This window comes from Oceanobacillus sp. FSL K6-3682, assembly GCF_037976165.1.
Classification (GTDB): domain Bacteria; phylum Bacillota; class Bacilli; order Bacillales; family Amphibacillaceae; genus Oceanobacillus; species Oceanobacillus sojae.
This window is the reverse complement of the sequence record NZ_CP150263.1, coordinates 4,764,197-4,786,360: the sequence shown is the minus strand read 5'-3', so window position 1 is coordinate 4,786,360 and position 22,164 is coordinate 4,764,197. Positions and strand designations below refer to the sequence as shown.

The 22,164-nt window shown below is 39.6% G+C and carries 20 protein-coding genes; 12 read left to right on the top strand and 8 right to left on the bottom strand.

Annotated features, from left to right (window positions below; translation table 11 throughout):
• The first annotated feature begins 1 nt into the window (after position 1).
• From MHH51_RS23075 to MHH51_RS23065, 3 genes are all read left to right on the top strand, one after another.
• Positions 2-937, top strand: coding sequence for a two-component system regulatory protein YycI (locus tag MHH51_RS23075; RefSeq protein WP_339283842.1), 936 nt, complete (start codon positions 2-4; stop codon positions 935-937).
• Positions 934-1,737, top strand: coding sequence for an MBL fold metallo-hydrolase (locus MHH51_RS23070; RefSeq protein WP_339283841.1), 804 nt, complete (start codon positions 934-936; stop codon positions 1,735-1,737). The genes MHH51_RS23075 and MHH51_RS23070 overlap by 4 nt, the downstream gene beginning before the upstream one ends.
• A gap of 189 nt (positions 1,738-1,926) precedes the next feature.
• On the top strand, positions 1,927-3,144 hold the full coding sequence (locus MHH51_RS23065) for a trypsin-like peptidase domain-containing protein (protein WP_339283839.1): 1,218 nt from the start codon (positions 1,927-1,929) through the stop codon (positions 3,142-3,144).
• 263 nt (positions 3,145-3,407) lie between these two features.
• On the opposite strand, the gene MHH51_RS23060 is transcribed toward MHH51_RS23065, so the two are convergent.
• Positions 3,408-3,770 (bottom strand): DoxX family protein, encoded by a 363-nt coding sequence (locus MHH51_RS23060; protein ID WP_339286358.1) that lies wholly within the window; start codon positions 3,768-3,770, stop codon positions 3,408-3,410.
• 289 nt (positions 3,771-4,059) lie between these two features.
• Between MHH51_RS23060 and MHH51_RS23055 the strand changes: the two genes are divergently transcribed.
• Positions 4,060-5,775, top strand: coding sequence for an ABC transporter ATP-binding protein (locus MHH51_RS23055; protein ID WP_147212491.1), 1,716 nt, complete (start codon positions 4,060-4,062; stop codon positions 5,773-5,775).
• Between the two features lie 185 nt (positions 5,776-5,960).
• Positions 5,961-6,281: a DUF3889 domain-containing protein gene (locus MHH51_RS23050; RefSeq protein WP_339283837.1), complete on the top strand. Its 321-nt coding sequence runs from the start codon at positions 5,961-5,963 to the stop codon at positions 6,279-6,281.
• A 32-nt stretch (positions 6,282-6,313) separates the two neighbouring features.
• Here the strand turns inward: MHH51_RS23050 and MHH51_RS23045 are convergent, their stop codons facing one another.
• Entirely contained in the window at positions 6,314-6,856 is a 543-nt protein-coding gene (locus MHH51_RS23045) for a GNAT family protein (protein WP_147212489.1), read from the bottom strand.
• A gap of 249 nt (positions 6,857-7,105) precedes the next feature.
• On the opposite strand from MHH51_RS23045, the gene MHH51_RS23040 reads away from it, so the two are divergent.
• The 4 genes from MHH51_RS23040 to MHH51_RS23025 all read left to right on the top strand — a co-directional run bounded on the left by MHH51_RS23040 (position 7,106) and on the right by MHH51_RS23025 (position 13,077).
• Positions 7,106-8,275, top strand: coding sequence for a TraB/GumN family protein (locus tag MHH51_RS23040; protein ID WP_339283835.1), 1,170 nt, complete (start codon positions 7,106-7,108; stop codon positions 8,273-8,275).
• Positions 8,276-8,405: 130 nt separating this feature from the next.
• Positions 8,406-9,680 carry a CNNM domain-containing protein gene (locus MHH51_RS23035; RefSeq protein ID WP_339283834.1) on the top strand — a complete coding sequence of 425 codons (1,275 nt, stop codon included), beginning with the start codon at positions 8,406-8,408 and terminating at the stop codon, positions 9,678-9,680.
• Between the two features lie 208 nt (positions 9,681-9,888).
• Positions 9,889-10,809, top strand: a complete 921-nt coding sequence (gene hprK / locus MHH51_RS23030) for an HPr(Ser) kinase/phosphatase (RefSeq protein WP_147212486.1) — start codon at positions 9,889-9,891, stop codon at positions 10,807-10,809.
• 168 nt (positions 10,810-10,977) lie between these two features.
• A complete protein-coding gene (locus tag MHH51_RS23025; RefSeq protein WP_339283832.1) occupies positions 10,978-13,077 on the top strand; it encodes a TIM-barrel domain-containing protein in 2,100 nt (699 codons plus the stop codon).
• Between the two features lie 116 nt (positions 13,078-13,193).
• Here the strand turns inward: MHH51_RS23025 and MHH51_RS23020 are convergent, their stop codons facing one another.
• The 6 genes from MHH51_RS23020 to MHH51_RS22995 are packed head-to-tail and all read right to left on the bottom strand — an operon-like array spanning position 13,194 to position 19,249.
• Positions 13,194-14,015 carry an SDR family oxidoreductase gene (locus MHH51_RS23020; RefSeq protein WP_339283830.1) on the bottom strand — a complete coding sequence of 274 codons (822 nt, stop codon included), beginning with the start codon at positions 14,013-14,015 and terminating at the stop codon, positions 13,194-13,196.
• Between the two features lie 3 nt (positions 14,016-14,018).
• Positions 14,019-15,047 (bottom strand): mannonate dehydratase, encoded by a 1,029-nt coding sequence (locus MHH51_RS23015; RefSeq protein ID WP_339283828.1) that lies wholly within the window; start codon positions 15,045-15,047, stop codon positions 14,019-14,021.
• Complete coding sequence (uxaC, locus tag MHH51_RS23010; protein ID WP_339283827.1) at positions 15,047-16,456, bottom strand: glucuronate isomerase; 1,410 nt, start codon at positions 16,454-16,456, stop codon at positions 15,047-15,049. The genes MHH51_RS23015 and uxaC overlap by 1 nt, the downstream gene beginning before the upstream one ends.
• An 18-nt stretch (positions 16,457-16,474) precedes the next feature.
• A complete protein-coding gene (locus MHH51_RS23005; RefSeq protein WP_147212481.1) occupies positions 16,475-17,770 on the bottom strand; it encodes a TRAP transporter large permease in 1,296 nt (431 codons plus the stop codon).
• Positions 17,767-18,258, bottom strand: coding sequence for a TRAP transporter small permease (locus MHH51_RS23000; RefSeq protein WP_147212480.1), 492 nt, complete (start codon positions 18,256-18,258; stop codon positions 17,767-17,769). The genes MHH51_RS23005 and MHH51_RS23000 overlap by 4 nt, the downstream gene beginning before the upstream one ends.
• The gene (locus tag MHH51_RS22995; protein ID WP_147212479.1) at positions 18,251-19,249 is read right to left on the bottom strand and encodes a TRAP transporter substrate-binding protein; all 999 of its coding nucleotides are present in this window, start codon (positions 19,247-19,249) and stop codon (positions 18,251-18,253) included. The genes MHH51_RS23000 and MHH51_RS22995 overlap by 8 nt, the downstream gene beginning before the upstream one ends.
• 122 nt (positions 19,250-19,371) lie before the next feature.
• Here MHH51_RS22995 and MHH51_RS22990 point away from each other — a divergent pair, with 122 nt between their 5' ends.
• The 3 genes from MHH51_RS22990 to celB all read left to right on the top strand — a co-directional run bounded on the left by MHH51_RS22990 (position 19,372) and on the right by celB (position 22,164).
• Positions 19,372-20,331, top strand: coding sequence for a LacI family DNA-binding transcriptional regulator (locus tag MHH51_RS22990; RefSeq protein ID WP_147212478.1), 960 nt, complete (start codon positions 19,372-19,374; stop codon positions 20,329-20,331).
• Positions 20,332-20,514: 183 nt separating this feature from the next.
• A complete protein-coding gene (locus MHH51_RS22985; protein WP_147212477.1) occupies positions 20,515-20,820 on the top strand; it encodes a PTS sugar transporter subunit IIB in 306 nt (101 codons plus the stop codon).
• Between the two features lie 42 nt (positions 20,821-20,862).
• The gene (gene celB / locus MHH51_RS22980) at positions 20,863-22,164 is read left to right on the top strand and encodes a PTS cellobiose transporter subunit IIC (RefSeq protein WP_339283824.1); all 1,302 of its coding nucleotides are present in this window, start codon (positions 20,863-20,865) and stop codon (positions 22,162-22,164) included.

Here is a 22,164-nt window from a genome sequence, read left to right as displayed (position 1 = left end):
GATGCGATGGTCACATATTAAAACACTGTTTATCCTCAGCTTCCTTGTCCTGAATGGGTATTTACTATATCAATTTATCAGCAAACAGGATGAAATGAATATTCCAGAGCTGGATACGAGTAATATGGACCTGGACGAAGAGCTGAGAGAGGAAAACATTACTATTTCTGCTGATGTTGATTTTGAGGTCCCGGAACTGAGTTATATTTCCTCCGCACAAAAGAAATTTACAGGATCGGAAATCAGTAATTTAAATGATAACAAGGATATCAAGGCCGAGAAGACCCTGGACAGTAAATTATTAATAGTAGAGTTTTCTTCTCCATTAAAGATTCCTGACAATGCGGATGAAGAAACGCTTTCCAGTCTGGTCAGCCCTTATATTCTAGATGTATCCGACTTTTCCTTTGGAGCATGGGACGATGATTTAAATATTATTGTTTTCTTTCAAAATAAGGAAGGGCATCCAATTTACTTAAATCGACATGCAATGCTTACTTTTTATGTTAATGATAATAATGAAATTACACATTATACACAAACCATGTTAGGGGAGACAGATACACAGGGAAGCCCAACCTTAAATACTCCTAAGATTGCTATTAGTTCCTTGCTTCAAAGTCGTTATTTAAATGCAGAAGATGATATAACAGATGTCAGCTATGGCTATTACTCAAGAATTGCGGAAGCGGAAGAGGGAACGCAAGTATTCGCACCGACCTATAAAATAACTGTAGATGATGAGCGTGATTATTTTGTTAATGCAGCCGAATCCTCTACGTATTCTGGCAATTATAAAGATTATCTTGTGAAAATGCTAGAGGATAATTATTTAAGAAAACTCTATTTAATGGCGGATGAGGATGATTCTCTAGCTGATAACCTTATTTCTGTCATAGAGAATAAGATTGAGCCTTTTAGGAGTGAGTCAGAATGACCTTACGTTTTAGTGTGCTTGCATCAGGGAGCACAGGCAACGCATTTTATATAGAATCAGAACAGCAGCGCCTGTTGGTAGACGCTGGCTTAAGCGGAAAAAAGATGGATGGACTTTTTGGGGAGATTGATGTTGATCCGTCACGTCTTGACGGAATTCTTGTAACACATGAGCATAGTGACCATATTAAAGGTCTGGGTATCTTTGCCCGAAAGTATAATCTGCCTATCTATGCAAATGAGAAAACATGGCAGGCAATGGATAATTCCCTTGGCAAACTGACAATTGACCAAAAGTTTCAATTCGATATGGAATCGGTCCGGAGCTTTGGTGATATAGAAGTCGAATCCTTTGGTGTATCTCATGATGCTGCAGAACCAATGTTTTATACCTTCCGCAGTAACGGGCAAAAGGTTGCACTGGTTACAGATTTAGGCTACGTATCTGAACGGATTAAGAAAACTGTCGAAGATGCAGATGCTTATATATTTGAGGCGAATCATGATGTAGAGATGCTGCGGATGGGGCGTTATCCATGGAATGTAAAACGACGTATTCTGGGTGACTCCGGGCACGTTTCAAATGAAGATTCCGGCCTCGCTCTGGCGGATATTATCTCTAACCGCACCAAGCGGATTTATTTAGCTCACCTTAGCTTAGACAATAATATGAAGGATCTGGCGCGCATGTCTGTCAATCAGATTCTAGTTGAACGGGGAATTGAATTAGAACTGCATGATACAGACCCCGAAGCACCAACACCGCTTTACGAGGTCAGTACTGTAACGGAGCGTGTCTGAACGGGATAGAATTTCTCAAAGGAAAAGGTACAGAGGCCTGTATTGGGATAAAAATTTCATTTATGCATAAACTGAAATTAGCCGCCCAATGCAGTCCTTTTTATTTAATAAAGAAGTAGGAATTATGGGTTTAGTACTAAAGGAATTTTGGGAATACTTAGGTAGATAAATTGATAAGGAGAAGGATATATGGAATATAATGATCAACAGGATCAGCCACAGCCACCACAGCCGCCAGGCAATAAAAATAAATGGCTTGTCCCGCTATTATTAGGTATTATCATTGGTGGAATACTTGTGATGCTTATTAACCCTGATTTTCTTAATAATGAGAATACTGAGCAGGCAAATCTTGCTGAAGAAGAAAACAATGAGACTTCCGGCAGCAATGATGATTCAGCAGGTCAGCCAATGCAGGTAGATGTCTCCACGCAGCTGACAGATATTATTGAACAAGTAACCCCGGCTGTAGTCGGCATTACCAATATTCAGCAGAATGTTTCATGGGGAGCCGGTGCAGATGGTATTGAAGCAGGGACTGGGTCAGGTGTTATTTATAAAGTAGAGAATGGTGAAACGTATATTGTAACAAACCACCATGTTATTGAAGATGCAGATGCAGTGGAAGTTATTATGTATGATGATACACATATGGAAGCAGATATTATTGGAAGTGATTTATTTACAGACTTAGCAGTACTTAAAATGGAGAGTGGAAATAAAGATAAGGCAATGGAAGTAGGCTCTTCAGCAAATTTAAAAGTGGGAGAGCCCGCGATTGCTATTGGAAACCCGTTAGGAGCATACTTATCGAGCACAGTTACCCAAGGAGTAATCAGTGGAACAGAGCGCACAATTCCAATGGATTTTAATTTTGATGGGCAGCCTGACTGGCAGGCAGAAGTTGTTCAGACAGATGCAGCGATTAATCCGGGAAATAGTGGCGGAGCACTGATTAACTTATATGGACAATTAATTGGGATTAATTCCATGAAAATTAATGAAGAAGCAGTAGAGGGGATAGGATTTGCGATTCCAATTGATAGTGCTCTTCCTGTTATGCAGGAGCTGGAGGAGCATGGTGAAGTCGTCCGTCCATTTTTAGGTGTAGAGATTTATTCAATTGAGGAGCTGCCTCAGTATGAATGGAGAAATACTTTGCAGCTGCCATTAGAAGTAGATGGCGGTGTATATGTATGGAGTGTGGAAAACGCATCTCCAGCGGATAAAGCAGGTATTGAACAATATGATGTCATTGTAGCGTTAGATGGCGAGCCTGTGTATAACACGATTGATTTGCGAAAAATCCTTTACGAGCAGAAAGACGTTGGAGATCATATAAAAGTAGACTATTATCGGGACGGGGAGCTTAATCAAACGGAGATTGTGCTGGAGGTTCAAGAATAATGAGAGAAGAATGGATGAAAAGAAGAATCATCCATTCTTTTTGTGTTTGTTAATTATCCACAGAAATAAAGAATTATGCACAAACGGTGGATAAATATTATTCTTTTTTCTATATTTAGTGTGGAAAACATGTTCCTATACAAGATAACGGCGAACATTTGTGCATATGTGGATATAATTGTGGGTAAAGTTGGTTTATCCATAGGATATATACAGGTTTTTAGAATTACACAGATGTTGTCCACAATCTGGTTGTGGGAAAGTTAAGTAAAGGCTTCTTTTTCCTTGCGTTGTGTCCAAAGGAAGATGAGCAATATAAGTAACGTAATATCTAATCGCGATGCAAAGAGAAATGCGAATACTCCATCGCCAGTCAGAACAGGCACCTTTGTAAAAAAGAGTGCACCAAGCATAATAAAGATAAGCGGAATAATGGATATGTGGATAAATATTCTGCCGATTAATAGCATCCCCGCCATCACTTCGAAAAGAGCTACAAAAAAATAAACATAATTAGATAAAGGCACCCCCATCTGTTCAAAACTGCTGACCATCGACAGGTCTATAAATTTCATCAGTCCGGAAACGAGAAAAACAAACCCCACCAGATAGCAAATAAGCTTCATTGGTTTCACGTGAAACGCCCCCCTTTTTTAATGGTATGCACGGACTGGGACAAACTTTCTCAGTACATTGGAAAAGTATCATTTTAGCGGAAATTTATTCTTATTCAAGGGCAGCTAAATTAGACTGCAAATTAAGATTTCGAGTAAGTCTCTGCATTTTAAAATCGGCTGTGGCCTGCGTTTTTTATTCGAATATGAAGTTAAGTATATTGTTTTCATAAGAGATTAAATATATAATTCATTAATATGTGCTTACCATTATAAAAAAACAAAAGAAAGGGAGATAAGAATGCTGCGTCAATTTTTTTCATATTATAAACCACATAAGCGGTTATTTATTATAGATTTCTCAGCTGCAGTAGTTGTAGCACTGCTTGAATTGGCATTTCCGGTAGCTGTTCAGTGGTTTATCGATCAGCTGTTGCCTGGTCAGGACTGGAATGCTATTGTTGTCACCTCTGTATTGCTGTTGATTATTTATATTATCAGTACTTACTTGCAATATGTTGTTTCCTATTTAGGGCATAAGCTCGGTATTAATATAGAAACAGACATGCGCCGGGATTTATTCTATCAGGTACAGAGACAATCTTTTCGTTTCTTTGATAATACGAAAACAGGTCATATTATGAGCCGTATTACCAATGATTTATTCGATTTAGGAGAGCTGGCTCATCATGGTCCAGAGGATTTCTTTATCTCGATTATGACATTTATGGGTGCATTCTTTATTATGTTCACTATTAATCCAGTTTTAGCACTTATTGTTCTTATTACTGTACCTCTATTGATTTTCCTTATTACGTTTGGAAACATTCGCATGAATAAGGCATGGAGGAAAATGTATGCAAATATTGCGGGAGTTAATGCGAGGATAGAAGACGCTGTTTCAGGTGTGCGCGTTGTACAATCCTTTACAAATGAAGAATTTGAGAAGGAACGCTTCCAGGAGAATAATGAAAAGTTCCGCCTTGTGAAGGTAGGAGCGTATAAAATAATGGGAATTGTTCATTCGAATATTTTCCTGCTTATGCGTTTAATGACACTGCTTGTACTTGTAGTAGGTGCCTGGTTCACTTATACGGATCGTCTCAGCTATGGAGAATTAGTCAGTTTTATCTTGTTTGTAAATGTATTAACAACACCGATTAATAAAATTACAGCACTCTTGGAGCTGTATCCAAAAGGAATGGCAGGCTTCAAACGTTTTTCAGATATGATGGCAGTGAATCCGGATGTCGAGGACAAGCCGGATGCCACAGTAGTCAGTGATTTAAAAGGAGATATCCGATTTAATCAAGTCGGCTTCAGCTATGATAAAACGAAAAAACCTGTTCTAAATGATATCAGCTTTCATATTAATCCAGGAGAAACAGTTGCTTTTGTCGGACCATCTGGTGCAGGGAAAACCACTATCTCTGCGTTAATCCCAAGATTTTATGATGTGAATGAGGGATCGATTACGATTGATGGAATGGATATCCGGGATATGACAAAGGAATCCCTCCGTAGCAATATAGGTGTTGTTCAGCAGGATGTATTTCTATTTACTGGAACGCTGCGTGAGAATATTGCTTATGGTAATTTAGAAGCAACGAATGAGGAAATAGAGCTTGCGGCCAAACGTGCACATATGGAAGACTTTATCAATGAGCTTCCAGACGGTTACGAAACACAGGTCGGAGAGCGGGGACTGAAGCTGTCAGGAGGTCAAAAACAGCGTATAGCGATTGCGCGTATGTTCTTGAAAAATCCACCAATCCTAATTTTGGATGAAGCCACCTCGGCACTTGATACAGAAACAGAGATGATCATTCAAAAAGCATTGAACGAGCTTGCAGCCGACCGTACTACACTTGTTATTGCCCACCGTCTTGCGACAATTAAAGAGGCAGATCGCATTATGGTTGTGACGAAAAAAGGCATTGAAGAAGAAGGAACACATGAGGAACTCTTACAGAAAAAAGGTATCTTTGCTCACCTGCATGGGGTGCAGATGAAATAATCGAACAGGCTGTGGTAAAGCACAGCCTGTTTTTTTAGCGTTGCAAGAAATTATAGAGTTATTGCCTTGTGGATAACTATTTACAGAAAAGCAGTGCGCCCATTTCCCGGGAAATAAATGCGAGCATCTGATTAGCATAAAAACATAAAAATAACAAAAGCTAATGTTAATTAGGAGGTGGCATGATGAACCGAATGTATCGAGCGCTTATTTTTGCCGGTATTATTATCATTCCTTTGCTGATCGGGACATGGGTGAATGCAGAAGAACCGGAATATGCAGAATGGGGACAGTTTGCCATGAAAGAAGTCAAGGCGAAATATCCTCAAGATAAAATTGTAGATTATTTGCATGTAGGCAGACAAACAGAAGGAGAACAAACTGTCGAAACATTTAAGCTATGGCTGGTCGGTAAGGAAAAAGAATTTGGCGTGATTATTGATATTTATTTTAAAACCAGTACAAAAGAAATTATTGAAGTGAAAATGAGAGAAACGCAGAAATAAAGCAGTGTCAAAAATTGTTGTATTTTAAAGTATTAATGTGTCCATTCCCTTGCCAAGAGCCCATAAACAACTAAATCTTCATAATGATCGTATAACCATTCTCCCTGCCGGATAATGCCCTCTTTTTGAAAACGGAGCCGTTCTGGAATGGCTCTGCTTTTTTTATTATGTGTTGCTGCCCGGATTTCAACCCGATTTAGCTGTAATGTGTAAAAAGCATAATCAATCAACACTTGAACAGCTGCTGTCATAACACCCTTTCCTTGATAGTCGGGATCTAACCAGTAACCGATGGAGGTGCTGCCATTTTGCCAATCAATAAAATTATAATTCACACAGCCAATAAGCTTATCCTGATTAAAAATACCAAGATTGAGCGACTGTCTGCGCTGGGCGCCCTGAAGACATAAATCAATAAAGGCTAAGCAATCCGCCGGTTTTTTTGTCGTCTCAATCCAGGGAAGCCATTCACGAAGTTCGCCTCTGGATTTTTCTACCGTTCTAAATAAGGCATTCGCATCGGACATTTGCAGCTGCCGTATCACCAAATCTTCATTTATTTGATAGTGAAACATAAGTAATCCTCCATATTTGTGTCTTTTTTAGAGGATGTTCAAAAAGGCATTTCACATGAACCTGTAAGACTTCCTCTGGCAGCTTTTTGAACATGCACTTTTAATCATTTTATTATCTTACTTCCTATATCATACGTTATTTGTGAGCTGATGTTTAATTATTTGTTGAAAATGTATTACAATAGGTTATACAAACTTTAAAAAGGAACAATGCTTTGGATTTTATCATAGCAGGAAGAAGGATGGTACATGAGTGAGGAGAATATCACAAGAATCCATTTAAATGGGAAAGAATATATTTTAATTGGGACAGCCCATGTTTCGAAAAATAGTGCGGAGCAGGTTAAGGAAGTCATTGAAAGAGAGCATCCAGATTCTGTATGTATTGAGCTGGACGCCCAGCGTTTTCAATCTGTGAAGGATAATAATAAATGGAAAAACACAGATATCTTTCAAGTCATCCGGGATAAAAAAGCAGTGATGCTATTAATGAACTTGGCGGTTTCTTCCTTTCAGAAGCGGATGGCTAAGCAATTCGGCATTCGCCCGGGAGAAGAAATGATACAAGGTATAGAATCTGCAGAAGAAACAGGTGCAGAGCTTGTTTTAGCTGATCGGGATATTCAAATTACATTCTCAAGAATTTGGGGAAACATCAGCTTTAAAGGAAAGGCAATGCTGCTAATGCAGGTATTTGGAAGTATTTTCAGCAGAGAGGAAATTTCTGAAGAAGAATTAGAAAAAATGAAGCAGCAGGATACGATTAATGCGATGCTTCAGGAGTTTACCGAGCATTTTCCAGACTTAAAGAAGCCATTAATTGATGAACGGGACCAGTATTTATCACAAAAAATTAAAGAAGCTCCGGGTGAGAAGGTTGTAGCTATACTTGGCGCTGCGCATGTTCCAGGTATTACAAAAGAAATTGAAAAAGACCAGGATTTAGAAAAGCTGCGGGAGCGCCCGCCAAAATCAAAGTGGCCGAAAATAATCGGATGGACAATCCCTATTCTAATTATTGGGGTTATTGCTTATACATTTATGATGAACCCGTCCGCAGGCTGGCAACAAACAATCAGCTGGGTGCTATGGAATGGCTCGCTCTCAGCTATCGGAGCATTTGTAGCGTTGGCACATCCATTAGCTGCTTTAACAGCATTTGTCGCAGCGCCATTTACTTCGCTGAATCCATTACTTGCAGCCGGGTGGTTTGCAGGATTCGTTCAGGCTTATATTAAGCGGCCAAATGTAGGAGATTTTGATTCATTAGCAGATGATGTGCATTCTGTAAAAGGCTTCTGGAATAACAAAGTAACACGCATTCTGCTTGTTGTCGTATTTGCCAATATTGGAAGCTCCTTAGGAACACTTATCGGCGGAGCGGATGTTATCCGGGTGTTCATTCAGAATTTATTATAAATATAAATTTTAAGACCCGACAAGTATAGAAAAGATAGTTTTCAAATCGAGGAAAGCTATCTTTTTATCTCTACTTAGAAAGCATTATCAGCACACTAAAAACTTTATCTTATTTAGGAGGAATTTACTCGTGATCATTGCGATCATTTTCTTATTATTTGTCTCTTTTTTCTTTTCAGGAAGTGAAACAGCCTTAACTGCGGCAAACAAAGTTAAGTTGCAGGCAAAGGCAAACGATGGAAATAAAAAAGCAGAAAAAATTCTTCATCTTATTTCTAAGCCCAGTGAATTTATTACAGCTATTTTAATTGGAAATAATATTGCAAATATTATCCTTCCTACACTGGTTACAATCATTGCAATAGACTATGGTTGGAACATAGGTATTGCTTCAGCTGTTATTACAGTCACCATTATTGTATTCTCAGAGGTTTTGCCAAAATCTGTGGCAGCCAGTTTTCCAAACCGTATTTCATTTATCGTATACCCAATTATCCAGGCGGTTGTATTTATCCTTAAACCAGTCACCTTTTTATTAAATGGATTGACAAGCTTGATTACCAGTGCACTATCCAAAGGAGAAGTACAGGCTGAATCTGTTTCCAAGGAAGAACTGCGGGCAATTGTTGATATTGCAGACTCAGAAGGAGCTTTTCAAAAAGAGGAGTCATCACGGATTCGAGGTGTATTTGATTTTTATCATTTGAATGTAAAGGATGTTCTTAAAACCCCCCGTGTCGAAATTGTCGGTCTGGAGCATGAAGCAAGCTACCAGGAGGTCAAAGAATTAGTTCTTTCCAGTCCGTTTACACGATATCCGGTTTTTGGAGAGGATGTCGATGATATTGTCGGGGTTTTTCATTCCAAATACTTAATTGCCTGGAGCGATGACAAAGAAAAAACGCTGGCAAATTATAGTGATATGAATCCGCTTCGTGTGTATGAATTTAATAATACCGAATGGGTATTTCATAAAATGCTGGAGGAAAAAAAGCATATGGCCATTGTTTTGGATGAATATGGCGGTACAGAAGGTATTGTAACACAAGAGGATATTATTGAAGTGATGATTGGACAGGAAATTGAAGATGAGACAGACATAGAAGAGGATGCTTTGATTGAAAAACAGACAGAAACGGAAATTATCTGTGATGGGAAGATTACGCTGCATCAGTTAAACAATACATTTGATACGGATATCCCAGAAGAAGATGATGTACTTGCAGCATATATATTGAGAAATTTCACTACCTTCCCGGAAGAAGATGATGTACTTGCAGCATATATATTGAGAAATTTCACTACCTTCCCGGAAGAAGGAGATGTTCTTGAACGCGAGAATTTAACCTTTTGCATCTTAGAAGTAGATGGACGCTATATTAAACGTGTTCAAATTATTAAATAGAGTGTGTAGAAAGGTGATATGATCTCGCACAGCTTTCCTGCTCCTTTTTGTTAATGAAGTGAAAAAATTCAAGCATATTTTTATCGTGTCCAAAATTTGACGGTATAAAATGCGTAAAATAGCGATTTTTCCTACATGAGCCTGTCTCTTTATCCTATAATTCGTTATAATATAGGGAAACTAGCAGGGTAGAGAGGAGTGCGGAGCTTTGAAATCTATCAGTGTAAATGACTTAGTAAAAGAATTTCAATTAGAAGTGCTGGCTGGAGGAGAAAAATTAGATCGTACCATCAAAAAGGCCAGGACACATCGCCCAGGTTTGGAGTTTATTGGTTATTTTGATTTTTTCCCGATGGAGCGTGTGCAGATTTTAGGGAAAAAAGAAATTAACTTTTTGAAGCAGCAGAATATTGAAGAACGGAAGGAACGGATAGACCATGTGGTGAGCTATCATCCTCCATGCTTTATTGTTACTTCGAATCAAGAGGGGCTTACTTATTTAACTAAATTCTGTCAGGAGGAGAACATTCCTCTTCTGCGCACAGCGGATACGGCAGTTGATTTTATCGCCAAAGTAGATAATTATTTAACACGTCAGCTGGCAACAGAAATTGCCGTTCATGGTGTATGTCTGAATGTCTCCGGCATTGGTGTTTTAATCCGCGGGGAGTCCGGTGTAGGGAAGAGTGAGCTGGCGCATACCTTAATTGGCCGGGGGCATCGTCTTGTTTCCGACGACATTGTTATATTGAAAAAAGTGAGCCATCAGACAATTCTCGGGACACATAATGATATTAACCGGGAATTTCTTGCTCTTCGCAGTGTCGGTCTCTTAAATGTTGTCCGTATGTACGGCAGAAAGGCATTCCAGGACGAATCACGTATTTCTCTGGATATTGAACTGACAAAGTGGGAGAAGGATGCACTCAATAATGATTTGGAGTTAAAAACAGATCATGAGGAATACATGGGTGTGAAAATTCCAAGAATCGAAATTCAGCTCCAGCCAGGGCGGGATGTAGCTGGGTTAGTAGAAGCAGCTGCAAATAACTGGTACCTGCAGCAGCAGGGCTATAAAGCTTCGGCAGAATTTATGCAGCGTGTGCAATGGGAGGAAGGAGACGATTGATTGTTTCCTTTCGAATAAAAGGGAGGGGAGAAAAAAGATTCTTCTCTCTCTTTATTTTTATGGATGAAAAGAAGATGTTTTTTCTGGAAAGAAAGTATTATCCCTTTCTTTTTCTCTAAAATTATGTCATATTATAAATAACAACGTTGTTATTTTAGGAGGAATAGAATGAAAAGGTTTGATGTAACCGCTCATAAAGAGAATCAGATTACTTTGCATAATCAGGAGCAGTCAATATATACGCATATTCGTGTGCTGGAGCCGTCGATTATTAATGTAAGAGTAAGTACGGAAGAAGAAATCAGCTTTCCAACCTGGACAATTACGCCAGGAGATACGGAATTGCCATTTGAAGGACTTTCACGTCAAAATATGAAACCGTTCTCTTTGCCAGAATACAGCTTTTCAGAGTCGGATGAGTCGATTACCATTACAACAGAAGAATTAAAATTAGATATTCAAAAGGAAGGATTCTATTTAACTTGGTTTCAAAAAAATGCTGATGGATCCTTTGAACAGGTGATGACAGACCGCAAGACGCAGAGCTACCAGCATCATATTAGTGCCAATCAGCCTACATGCCACTATCTTGAACGTGGTTTAGAAGAGATGTATTTCGGGTTAGGAGAGAAATCCGGTGCTGCTGATAGACATGGAAGAAGATTTCGGATGAATAATATTGATGCAATGGGATATAATGCGGAAACAACAGATCCGTTATACAAGCATATTCCGTTTTATATCACTTATAAGCCGGAAATTCGTCAATCTATCGGAATTTTCTATGATGATTACCAGAACTCGGTGTTTGATTTTGGCCAGGAGTTGGATAATTACCATGGTTATTACCGCTATTATGAGACAAATAGTAATTTCTTAGATTATTATGTGATCGCCGGACCGCAAATCAAGGATGTAACAAAGCGATTCAGCTGGCTGACAGGAAGACCGGCTAAAATGCCGGCATGGGCGATTTCCTATTCTGGCTCTACGATGCAGTATACAGATTTGCCGGATTCACAAGAGTTACTAAATGGGTTTCTGGAGCAATGTAACCGTCATGATATAAAAGTGCGCTCTTTCCATCTTTCTTCCGGCTATACTTCCATTGACGGGAAACGCTATGTGTTTAACTGGAATTATGATAAGTTCCCGGATCCCAAAGCATTTGGAAAGCATTTTACTGATGAAGGTGTAGAAATTGTAGCAAATATTAAACCATCACTTATGCTGAATCATCCTTTGCTTGATGAGGTTTTAGCGTTTGACGGGTTTATTAAAGATGAACACGGAAAGCCTTTGCTGGTTCAGTTCTGGGATGATGAAGGATATTATTTAGACTTTACCAATCCAGATACAATCAACTGGTGGAAGCATCAGATTAAAACCAAGCTGTTAGATAATCATATTAATTGCACATGGAATGATAATAACGAGTTTGAAATTTGGGATCAAAAAGCGCAGGTGCATGGATTTGGAAAAGGCGGAAACTTCCAGGATTATCGTGCCATCATGCCACTCTTGATGATGAAGGCATCCCGGGAGGTGCAGCTTGCATACAATACAGAGGAGCACCCTTATATTATCAGCCGTTCAGGCTGTGCGGGGATGTCCAAGTATGTACAGACTTGGACAGGAGATAATCGGACAAGCTGGCATACACTGAAGTTTAATAATAAAATAGCGCTTGGATTGAGCTTATCCGGTATTTATAATTTTGGGCATGATATCGGCGGCTTTTCGGGACCAAAGCCAGATCCTGAATTGTTTTTGAGATGGGTGCAATGCGGTGTATTTTATCCTAGATTCTCTATTCATTCATGGAATGATGATGGGTCTGTAAACGAGGCGTGGATGCATGAAGAGGTGTTGGAGGAAGTGAAGGAAGCAATGCATCTTCATGAACGTCTGAATCCTTATATTCAAAGTCTGGTAGAAAATTCTCACGATAATTATGAGCCAATTATTCTTCCGACATTCTATGCTTTTGAAGAGGATGAGAAAACGTATAAAGATAGTGATGATTTTATGCTGGGGGATAAACTGCTTGTCTGCCCTGTTGTAGAAGAAGGACAAACAGAACGGCAAATCTACCTGCCGAAAAATCCGGAAGGCTGGGTCGATTATTATACTGGCGATGTTTACGAAGGGGGAAGAACGATTACATTGGATGTTTCGCTTGCTAATATTCCTTTCTTTGTTAAAAAAGGAGCTTCCCTGCCGATGTATAATGATGAGCTGACAGAGGTAGAAACAAAGACATTTTAATAAACTGGAAAAACCATCTGTATTATTTACTGGAATACAGATGGTTTTTTGGGGAATCAGCTTTATTACTAAATTAAAAAGGGAGAACGCTAAATTAACGTCCTCTCCCTTTATTTTTACACTCCTGAATACGAAGAAAATCCGCCATCAACAGGTACTACAATTCCAGTAACAAATCGGCTTGCGTTTGGATCAAGTAGCCATAGCAATGTTCCAACTAAATCTTCCGGGTCACCAAAACGTTTCATCGGTGTTTGCCCTAAAATTTTCTCTGCACGCTCGGAATAAGAGCCATCGTCATTACGTAAAAGACCTTTATTCTGTGCTGTTTCAAAGAACCCTGGTGCGATGGCATTAACACGAACTTTCCCTTCAAAGTAAGTACTGAGCCATTGTGTGAAATTACTGATTGCTGCCTTGGCACCACTATATACCGGTATTTTTGTTAAAGGCTGAAAAGCATTCATAGAGGAAATGTTAACAATTGAATTTCCTTCACCCTCTGTTAAATCTGTTCCAAATACCTGGATAGGGAGGAAGGTTCCAGTGTAATTTAAACGAAAGACACTTTCCACACCTTCCTCACTTAATCCGAACAAGTTTTTCTTGATATCCTTCTCATAGTGCTCATCATCAGTTGTCGCATCAGGATGATTTCCTCCGGCACAGTTAATCAACGCGTTCACTGTTCCGAACTTTGCGTTAAAGGCCTGCTTTGCTTTTTCAAGAGAAGCTTTATCTAACACATCGGCTTCTAAAGCAATCGTGTGTGTGCTCTTCGTGTCTACCTCTCCCATCAACTTCTCAAGCTTTTCTCGGCTGCGGCCGATCAAGCCGACATGCGCTCCTTCTTGAACAAGAGCTTTCACAAAAGTACTGCCAATCACACCACTTGCTCCGGTAATAACAATATTCCGTCCTTCAAATGATAACTTCATAGCTTATTCGACTCCTTCAATCAGGCCATTAATATAGGCTGCACCTAATGCACGGTCAAAGAGGCCGTAGCCTGCTCTTCCTGTTTCGCCCCAAATCATTCTGCCGTGATCTGGGCGAATAGTTCCTGTGTAATCAATATCCTTTAATGCACGCGTAACTTCTTTCATATCAACCGATCCCAGTTTAGACAGGTGTGCTGTCTCTACAAAAGAATGGTTTTCTAGCCGCTTAATATTCCGCATATGAACAAAATGAATGTGTTCCCCAAATTCACGAATAAGTCCAGGAAGATCATTTTCTTCTAAGCAGCCAAGAGAACCGGTACAGAAGCAGATTCCGTTATTTTTTGCATCATTAATGGAAATCAGCCGCTGATAGCTTTCTCTTCCTTTAATGATACGAGGAATCCCAAAGATAGACCAAGGTGGGTCATCTGGATGAATTGTCAGGTCAACATCATGCTCAATAGCAACCGGCAATACTTCATTTAAGAAATAGGTCAAGTTATCCCATAAATCTTCATCCGTCATCTGGCGGTACTTTTCAATCAGAGCTGCCATATCTTCTTTTGTATAACTTTCATCCCAGCCGGGCAAATTCAAGTTTGTCGTAACAGGATCAATTTCTTTAATAAAATCATGATCATATAATAAAGCAGTAGAGCCATCCTCTAATTCATGCTCTAAATCTGTTCTTGTCCAGTCAAAAACCGGCATAAAATTATAGCAGACAGTTTTGATTCCTGCCTCAGCAAGATTCTTCAAAGATTCTTTGTAATTGGCAATATAGTTATCCCGATCAGCTTCACCAAGTTTGATAGATTCGTGAACAGGCAGACTCTCAATCACAGCCAGAGAGAGTCCTTCCTTTTCTATCGAAGCCTTTAAGCCTTCAATCCGCTCTTTTGGCCAAACCTCACCGACGGGAACATCATAAATTGCAGAAACGATGTTCTTCATATCGGGAATCTGTTTTATTTTGTCTAAGGTAACAGGATCGGTATCTCCATACCATCTAAACGACAATTGCATCAGTAAACCTCCTTGATATTTTCAACTTTAAATAAGCGTGCTGCATTGTTAAAGCAGATATCCTTTAAAATACCTTCCAGCAATACCGGATCATCTTCAATTTCTCCCTTTTCCACAAGAGACCCGATAAGCTGGCAGAGAATACGCCGGAAGTATTCATGCCGGGAATAGGATAACAGGCTTCGAGAATCAGTAAGCATCCCTGCAAATTCTGACAGCAGGCTGATGTTTGCATAGTCTATTAAATGCTGAAGCATTCCGTCTTTCGTGTCATTATACCACCAGGCAGCACCAAGCTGTACCTTCACATCTTTTGAAGTGAAATTACCGGCAGCAGCCTGTACCATGGAATGATCATTGGCATTATGCGGGTAAATAATGGTGTTGGTCAAGCAGTCTTTTTGATGCAGATAATCTAATAATTGATTCAATTCTTCTGCATTCAGCGAATTTCCAAGACTGTCAAAGCCTGCATCCGCACCAATTTTCTCATATTGAAGCGTGTTATTATTTCGAAGCGGTCCGAGATGCAGCTGCATGACCCAGCCATATTTTTTATATGATTTTGCCAGGCGGGACAACAGCCAGCCAGCCAGTTCGCGTGTTTCCCGGTTATCAAGTGCTTTTCCATTTTTTAAATTAGTAAAGTATGCTGCAGCTGCTTCTTCAGATAATCCTGTTAATACTACTTGAGCAAAGCTTTGATCAGCGCTTTTTGCACCATGTTTGTTAAAGTAATCTACTCTGTTTTCAAGAGCACCGATATAATCAGATAAACTATTAATTTCTGAACCGGTTGCTGTCTGCAATTTCTGAATTGCTGTCTCTATGGTTTCCTGCTTCAGGCTAACATAGAAGTCCGGACGAAAAGTTGGACGGACCTCTATATCAAAGGATTTATCTGCTGCCAGCTGCTGATGATAGTATAAGTCATCGCAAGGATCATCTGTGGTGCATATTACTTGTACATTGCTTTTCCGCAAGATACTTCTCGGAGACATATCTGGCTGTCCGAGCTTTTCATTTAATTTCTTATAAAGCTCTCCGGCATCGCTATGCTGTACACCTTCATAATGATTGAAGTAACGGGCAAGCTCCAAATAGCACCAATGATACATCGGATTCATGATGGCTTTTGGAAGCATACCGATAAACGCTTTAAATTTCTCAAAGCTGTCGCCATCTCCGGTAATCAGGGCTTCATCAATACCGTAAGCCCGCATCAGGCGCCATTTATAATGATCATGCCCGAGCCATAAATCCGTAATTGTGGCATAGTTTTTATCCTCATAGATTTCCTGCGGGCTTAAGTGGCAGTGGAAATCATATATCGGAATATCTTTAACAGCTTGATAGAGCTCTTTTGCTTTCGTTGTTGTTAATAAAAAGTTTTCATTAATGAGTGTCATAAATATACTCTCCTTGCTTTATAGTCCAAATAAATTCGGTAAGAATAGTGATAATTGCGGAATAAATGTAATTGCGAGCAGCATCACTATCAACGCTATGAAATAAGGGACAAGTGTCTTAATGACACTTTCAATTTTAACATTGGCAACACTAGCTCCGACAAATAATGCACTTCCTACAGGAGGTGTAATGTTACCGATACACAGGTTGAATGCAATAACGATACCGAAATGAACAGGATCTAAGCCAATAGATGTTGCAATCGGCAGGAAAATTGGTGTGAAAATGAGTACTGCTGGTGTTATATCCATAAATGTTCCGATAAGCAATAAAATAAGGTTCATTAAAAGTAATAAGAGAATCGGATTCTCTGTCAGTGATAGAATTCCATTTGAAATGGCTTCCGGCAGACCTGTAAAGCTCATTACTAATGAGAATAGAGCGGAAGCGGTAATCAATAAAAGAATCATACCTGTAATTTCAACTGTTTCTTTGATAATCGTTGGGATATCAGCGATTTTAAAGCTCTTATAGATAAGAGACAGAATAAAAGCGTATAAAACAGCAACTGCAGCTCCTTCTGTTGCAGTGAAGATTCCTCCAACAATACCGCCAATAACAACAATAATCAGCAACAAGCTTGGGATAGCATCAAGAATAAGAAAGAAACGATCCTTCCAGCTGATTTTCTCAGATATAGGGTAGTTATGCTTTTTCGCTAAGACATAAGCCACAATCATTCCTGTAATACCCCATAAAATACCTGGAATATATCCTGCCATAAATAAAGCTGCAATAGATGTTCCGCCACTAACTAATGAGTATACGATTAATAAAGAACTCGGCGGGATTAATAACCCTGCCGGTGCCGAAGCAATATTTGCAGCAGCAGAATAATCCTTCCGATAGCCTTGCTTTACTTGTAAAGGAGTCATGATACGACCCATAGCGGCAGCGGCAGCTACACTTGATCCAGAAATAGAACCGAAAAGCATGTTCCCAACAATGTTTGTATGAGCTAAGGAACCAGGCAATTTTCCAACTAACACCTTTGCGAAATTGACCAGCCGGAAAGCAATCCCGCCATTATTCATCAAGATCCCCGCAAGTACAAAAAGTGGAATGGACAGCATTGTAAAATTATCAATTCCTGTAACCATTCTTTGTGCAGCAGTAACAACAGTTACATCAAAGGGCAGAATCAAAAGCATTGTCAAAAGGGAGCTTAAAATAATCGATATCGCAATCGGAATACTCAAAATAAGCATTACAAGAAACGAAATAAATAATACCAGTCCTGCAATTAATGTCATAGCTGTTCACTTCCTTCCTCAGATGATGTCATATCCCCGACTGCTAAGTTATAGATAGCATAAAATATAATAAAGAGTCCTGAAATTGGAAGGGCTCCATACATCCATGCCATGGATATGCCTGTAGAAGGAGCAGTTTGGGTCAAGGTAAGACTGATAACCTGAATCCCTCCCCAAATCATAAGAACAACAGCAACAAGTAATAAAATAACATTCGATAGACGGTGAAGCGCCAGCTGTGCCTTCGGAGCCAGCTTTTCTTTGATAAACACAATTGCAATATGCTTTTGCTGGCCGAATACATACGCAGCGCTTGTTAAAGCAAACCAGATTAAAAGCATGCGGATGACTTCTTCACTGACTGTGCTGGGTGTGTTAAGAATATACCGTGCGATAACCTGCCAAACAGATAGAACGGACATGACAGCAATTAAAATTCCTGTTAAGACGAGAAGACATTTATCAATATACTTTTTAATATTACTCATTCTCTTTCTCTCCCATAATTAAGTCATATTGTTCTTTCGTAGCTTCATTTTCCTGGAAGGAATCCTGTAATGGCTTTACAGCTTCCATAAAGCTGCTTTTATCAATCTCGTGGAAGGTAACTCCCATTTCATCCTCAGCAATTTCACGAGCTTCCAGCATACGCTCATCCCAACGCGGCTCATGCAGAACGGAGGATTCTTCTGCTGCTTCCCGAACCCATTGCTGCTCCTCGTCCGATAACTGGTTATAAGCTTCCACATTCATAATTAAAATATCAGGAACCATCGCGTGCTCCGTATAGAAATAATGCTTGGCAACCTCACCATGCTTATTATCAGTCAGAGCAGACTCATTATTTTCTGCTGCATCTAATAACCCGGACTGCAAAGCAGTATAAACTTCACCAAATCCCATCGGTGTCGGTGTACCACCAAGCGCTTCAATCATTTGAACACTTGTTTTACTTGGTTGAACACGTGTTTTTATGCCATGCATATCTTCATTGGTTTCCAGCATTCGATCCTTGGTATACATATTCCGTACACCTGCATCATAATAAGTAATGCCGATAAATCCATTGTCTTCTGTTTTATTGTAGAAAGCATCCTGAATTTCCGGCATTTTCATGACATCACGATACTGTTCCTGAGAATCAAATAGATATGGCATACTAAACAGAGAGTAAGATTCTGAAAAACTTTCTAATGCACTTGCAGATACTTTCGTAAACTGTACTGCGTTGGTCTGGGTCATTTCAATAACCTCCCGTTCACTGCCAAGCTGTCCATTTGCATAAATTTTAAGCTTTAGCTTTCCATCTGATTTTTCATCTAAAAGCCTCTGGAAATCAAGCAGTGATTCATGAATTGGATGGTTGGTAGGCTGGTTATGAGCAAGAACAAATTCCTTGGTATCCCCTGAACTATCCGCCTGTGCGCAACCTGTCAATAAAGTTAAAACGCTTACAATGCATAATAAAAAAATACGCATATTTATCCTCCTCTTAAAATAACAACGTTGTTATTCGGGTATAAAAAAAATCAAACTTCCTATTCCTTATGATATAATTATATCAAGAAGAAATCAATAGATAATTTTTAAGGAGTAAACAAATGGCTGTAACTTTAAAGGATATTGCGACCGAGTGCGGGGTGAGTTATTCCACAGTGAGCAAGGCGTTGAAGGATTCTCCGCTCGTCACAGAAGCAACCAAAAGAAAAATTAAAGAAAAAGCAGAAGAGATGAATTATATTCCAAATAACTCTGCCCGATCGCTCGTATCAAACAAGAGTCATACAATTGGTTTGATTTGGCCGGCAGTGGATAGAGTAGCGATAACAACGTTGGCAACGCAGGTAAATGAGGCATTAAAGCAGGCTGGATACTTTATGGCTGTCTCTATTGATAATCCAATTACAGCAGCGAGTAAGTTTTTAGAATTACGCTTTGATGGCGTTATTGTTTTTGATGAGGGAGAGGCTACTACCTTGCCAGAGAAAATCACGAATAATATTCCTGTCATTGCTTATGGGGTTGCCCGGAAGTTACCTTATCCAATTATTAACGTCCATCATAATTGGGCCATGAAGCAGGCTGTAGACCTGTTGATTGAAAAAGGGCATCAAAGTATTGATTATATCGGTGAGCTGCATACAAAGGATATCCGGCAGATTGTGAAGAAAGAAACCATTGAAAATTACTGCAGGGAGAAGCAGATAAACTATCGTCTCATTGATTCCGGCGGGTTAACCGAAACGGCAACAAAGCAGGCTGTCAAAGAATTTTTAAAAACGGAGACACTGCATGACGGTATTATTTGCGGGAGTTATGATATTACGATGGGAGCTTTACATCATATCGATGGACTGGAATCCCGGAAAACCATTATTGCCTACGATAATATCAAGCAATTTAAGTCCATCGAGATGCCGATTTATTCCGTCGGTGTACCAGCCGAACAAATTGCTGAAGGTTTAGTGAAGCATCTTATTAGAAATATAGAAGCAGAACGTAAGAACACATCTGAAATTATCGATCTTTATCCGAGCCTACAGTATCATGAGAAAAAGTAGAAAATGCTTTCCCGTTCACATTGGGAAAGCATTTTATTGCTTGCGGGATGAGTCAGTAAGGAAAAATTTCATTTTATAACCATTTCCGTTAAGCAGCGGAAAAATAATCGATTTTAATGTAAGCGCTTATTTAATACAATGAATGTAGAGAAAAACAAGATAAACTCAAGGAGGGGAATAACAATGAAGCACATTTTATTAGCTTGTTCATCGGGAATGTCAACAAGCCTGCTAGTATCAAAAATGGAAGAAGCGGCATCTGCAAAGGGAATAGATGTAAAAATCTGGGCAGTGGCACAGGATAAAGCTTTTACGGAATTGGGAAAGGCAGACGTTCTGTTAATTGGTCCACAAATGCGATTCTTAAAAAAGAAATTTGAAAAAGCTGCTGCTGAGGAAGGCATCCCTGTCGACGTGATTGATCCTGTAGCATATGGGAGAGTGGATGGAGCAGCTGTATTAGAGAAAGCATTGTCTTTATTTTCCTGATAGGGCGGAAAAATGTTTTGAATACAAAGGAGGTTTATTCGGATGGAAAATAGTAAATTTATGCAGATGCTAGAGAATATACTGCTCCCAATTGCGGATAAATTAAATAATAACCGCTATTTATCCGCGTTAAGAGATGGTTTTATGGTTGCGCTGCCATTAATTATATTTGGTTCGATCTTTGTGGTTATCGCCAACTTCCCGTTCCTGGATTCTGTTATGAGTGAGAATGCGTTCACTCGGTATCAGGAGGCTCTGGGGCCTGCTTCAGCATCAACGTTAAGTATTATGGGACTGTTTGTCATTATTGGTATCGGTTATAAATTAATTGAGCACTACAAAGGAGAGGCGATTTATGGCGGTGTAGTGGCAGTTGCTGCATTTATTATTTTAACTCCCCAGGTGCTGGAGGGAGTAGCCGGGGTTATCCCTGCATCAGCACTGGGAGCTCAAGGGATGTTCTTAGGGATATTCACTGCTTTTGTTTCTGCGGAATTATATCGTTTTTTTGTCCAAAAGAATTGGATGATAAAAATGCCTGCCGGTGTACCGGGAGCAGTGTCCAAGTCATTTAGTGCGTTACTGCCGATTGCGTTCACACTTTCTGTTTTTCTTCTCGTGCGCATTCTGATGAGCTTTACACCGTTTGAGACGGTCCAAAACTTTATTTACACAGTTGTTCAGGAACCGTTGACCCAATTGGGAAGCGGATTACCGGCGACAATTATTGCAGTATTGCTTATCCAAGTATTCTGGTTCTTTGGATTGCATGGACAAATTATCGTAAACTCTGTTTTTGATCCTATCTGGTACAGCCTGAATGAACAGAATTTATCTGCCTTTCAAGCTGGAGCAGAATTACCTAACATAATTACCAAGCAATTTATTGATTCCTTTCTTGTCGGAATGGGCGGTTCGGGAATGACTTTAGCTGTCATTATTTTAATTATACTTATCGGGCGAAGCAGACAATTAAAAGAAATTGGGAAATTAGGCGGTCCGCCAGGCGTTTTTAATGTGAATGAGCCAATTATTTTCGGGCTTCCAATTATTATGAATCCTTTAGTGCTTATTCCATGGCTTATTGCACCAGTGGTGGTAACTGTCATTACGTATGTAAGCATGTCGACGGGGCTCGTTCCAAAACCTGCGGGGATTATCGTGCCATGGACAACACCGCCATTACTCAGCGGTTTTCTGGCTACAGGAAATGCATGGCAGGGCGCTGTACTGCAGGCATTTAATCTCTTCGTTGTGATGATTATTTGGTGGCCGTTCCTGAAAATTCTCGATAAAAACTATTATGAAACAGAAAAATCAGGAGAAGAAACCAAAGCAAGCTGA

What these genes read in the sequence shown, in the direction of transcription:
- MHH51_RS23060 (WP_339286358.1), bottom strand. Translation starts at nt 3,770, where the DNA reads ATGAAGCTTATTTGCTATCTGGTGGGGTTTGTTTTTCTCGTTTCCGGA.
- MHH51_RS23025 (WP_339283832.1), top strand. Translation starts at nt 10,978, where the DNA reads ATGAAAAGGTTTGATGTAACCGCTCATAAAGAGAATCAGATTACTTTG.
- MHH51_RS23050 (WP_339283837.1), top strand. Translation starts at nt 5,961, where the DNA reads ATGAACCGAATGTATCGAGCGCTTATTTTTGCCGGTATTATTATCATT.
- uxaC (WP_339283827.1), bottom strand. Translation starts at nt 16,456, where the DNA reads ATGACACTCATTAATGAAAACTTTTTATTAACAACAACGAAAGCAAAA.
- MHH51_RS23020 (WP_339283830.1), bottom strand. Translation starts at nt 14,015, where the DNA reads ATGAAGTTATCATTTGAAGGACGGAATATTGTTATTACCGGAGCAAGT.
- MHH51_RS22985 (WP_147212477.1), top strand. Translation starts at nt 20,515, where the DNA reads ATGAAGCACATTTTATTAGCTTGTTCATCGGGAATGTCAACAAGCCTG.
- celB (WP_339283824.1), top strand. Translation starts at nt 20,863, where the DNA reads ATGGAAAATAGTAAATTTATGCAGATGCTAGAGAATATACTGCTCCCA.
- MHH51_RS23000 (WP_147212480.1), bottom strand. Translation starts at nt 18,258, where the DNA reads ATGAGTAATATTAAAAAGTATATTGATAAATGTCTTCTCGTCTTAACA.
- MHH51_RS23045 (WP_147212489.1), bottom strand. Translation starts at nt 6,856, where the DNA reads ATGTTTCACTATCAAATAAATGAAGATTTGGTGATACGGCAGCTGCAA.
- MHH51_RS23075 (WP_339283842.1), top strand. Translation starts at nt 2, where the DNA reads ATGCGATGGTCACATATTAAAACACTGTTTATCCTCAGCTTCCTTGTC.
- MHH51_RS23015 (WP_339283828.1), bottom strand. Translation starts at nt 15,047, where the DNA reads ATGCAATTGTCGTTTAGATGGTATGGAGATACCGATCCTGTTACCTTA.
- MHH51_RS23070 (WP_339283841.1), top strand. Translation starts at nt 934, where the DNA reads ATGACCTTACGTTTTAGTGTGCTTGCATCAGGGAGCACAGGCAACGCA.
- MHH51_RS22995 (WP_147212479.1), bottom strand. Translation starts at nt 19,249, where the DNA reads ATGCGTATTTTTTTATTATGCATTGTAAGCGTTTTAACTTTATTGACA.
- MHH51_RS23065 (WP_339283839.1), top strand. Translation starts at nt 1,927, where the DNA reads ATGGAATATAATGATCAACAGGATCAGCCACAGCCACCACAGCCGCCA.
- MHH51_RS23040 (WP_339283835.1), top strand. Translation starts at nt 7,106, where the DNA reads ATGAGTGAGGAGAATATCACAAGAATCCATTTAAATGGGAAAGAATAT.
- MHH51_RS23055 (WP_147212491.1), top strand. Translation starts at nt 4,060, where the DNA reads ATGCTGCGTCAATTTTTTTCATATTATAAACCACATAAGCGGTTATTT.
- MHH51_RS23005 (WP_147212481.1), bottom strand. Translation starts at nt 17,770, where the DNA reads ATGACATTAATTGCAGGACTGGTATTATTTATTTCGTTTCTTGTAATG.
- MHH51_RS22990 (WP_147212478.1), top strand. Translation starts at nt 19,372, where the DNA reads ATGGCTGTAACTTTAAAGGATATTGCGACCGAGTGCGGGGTGAGTTAT.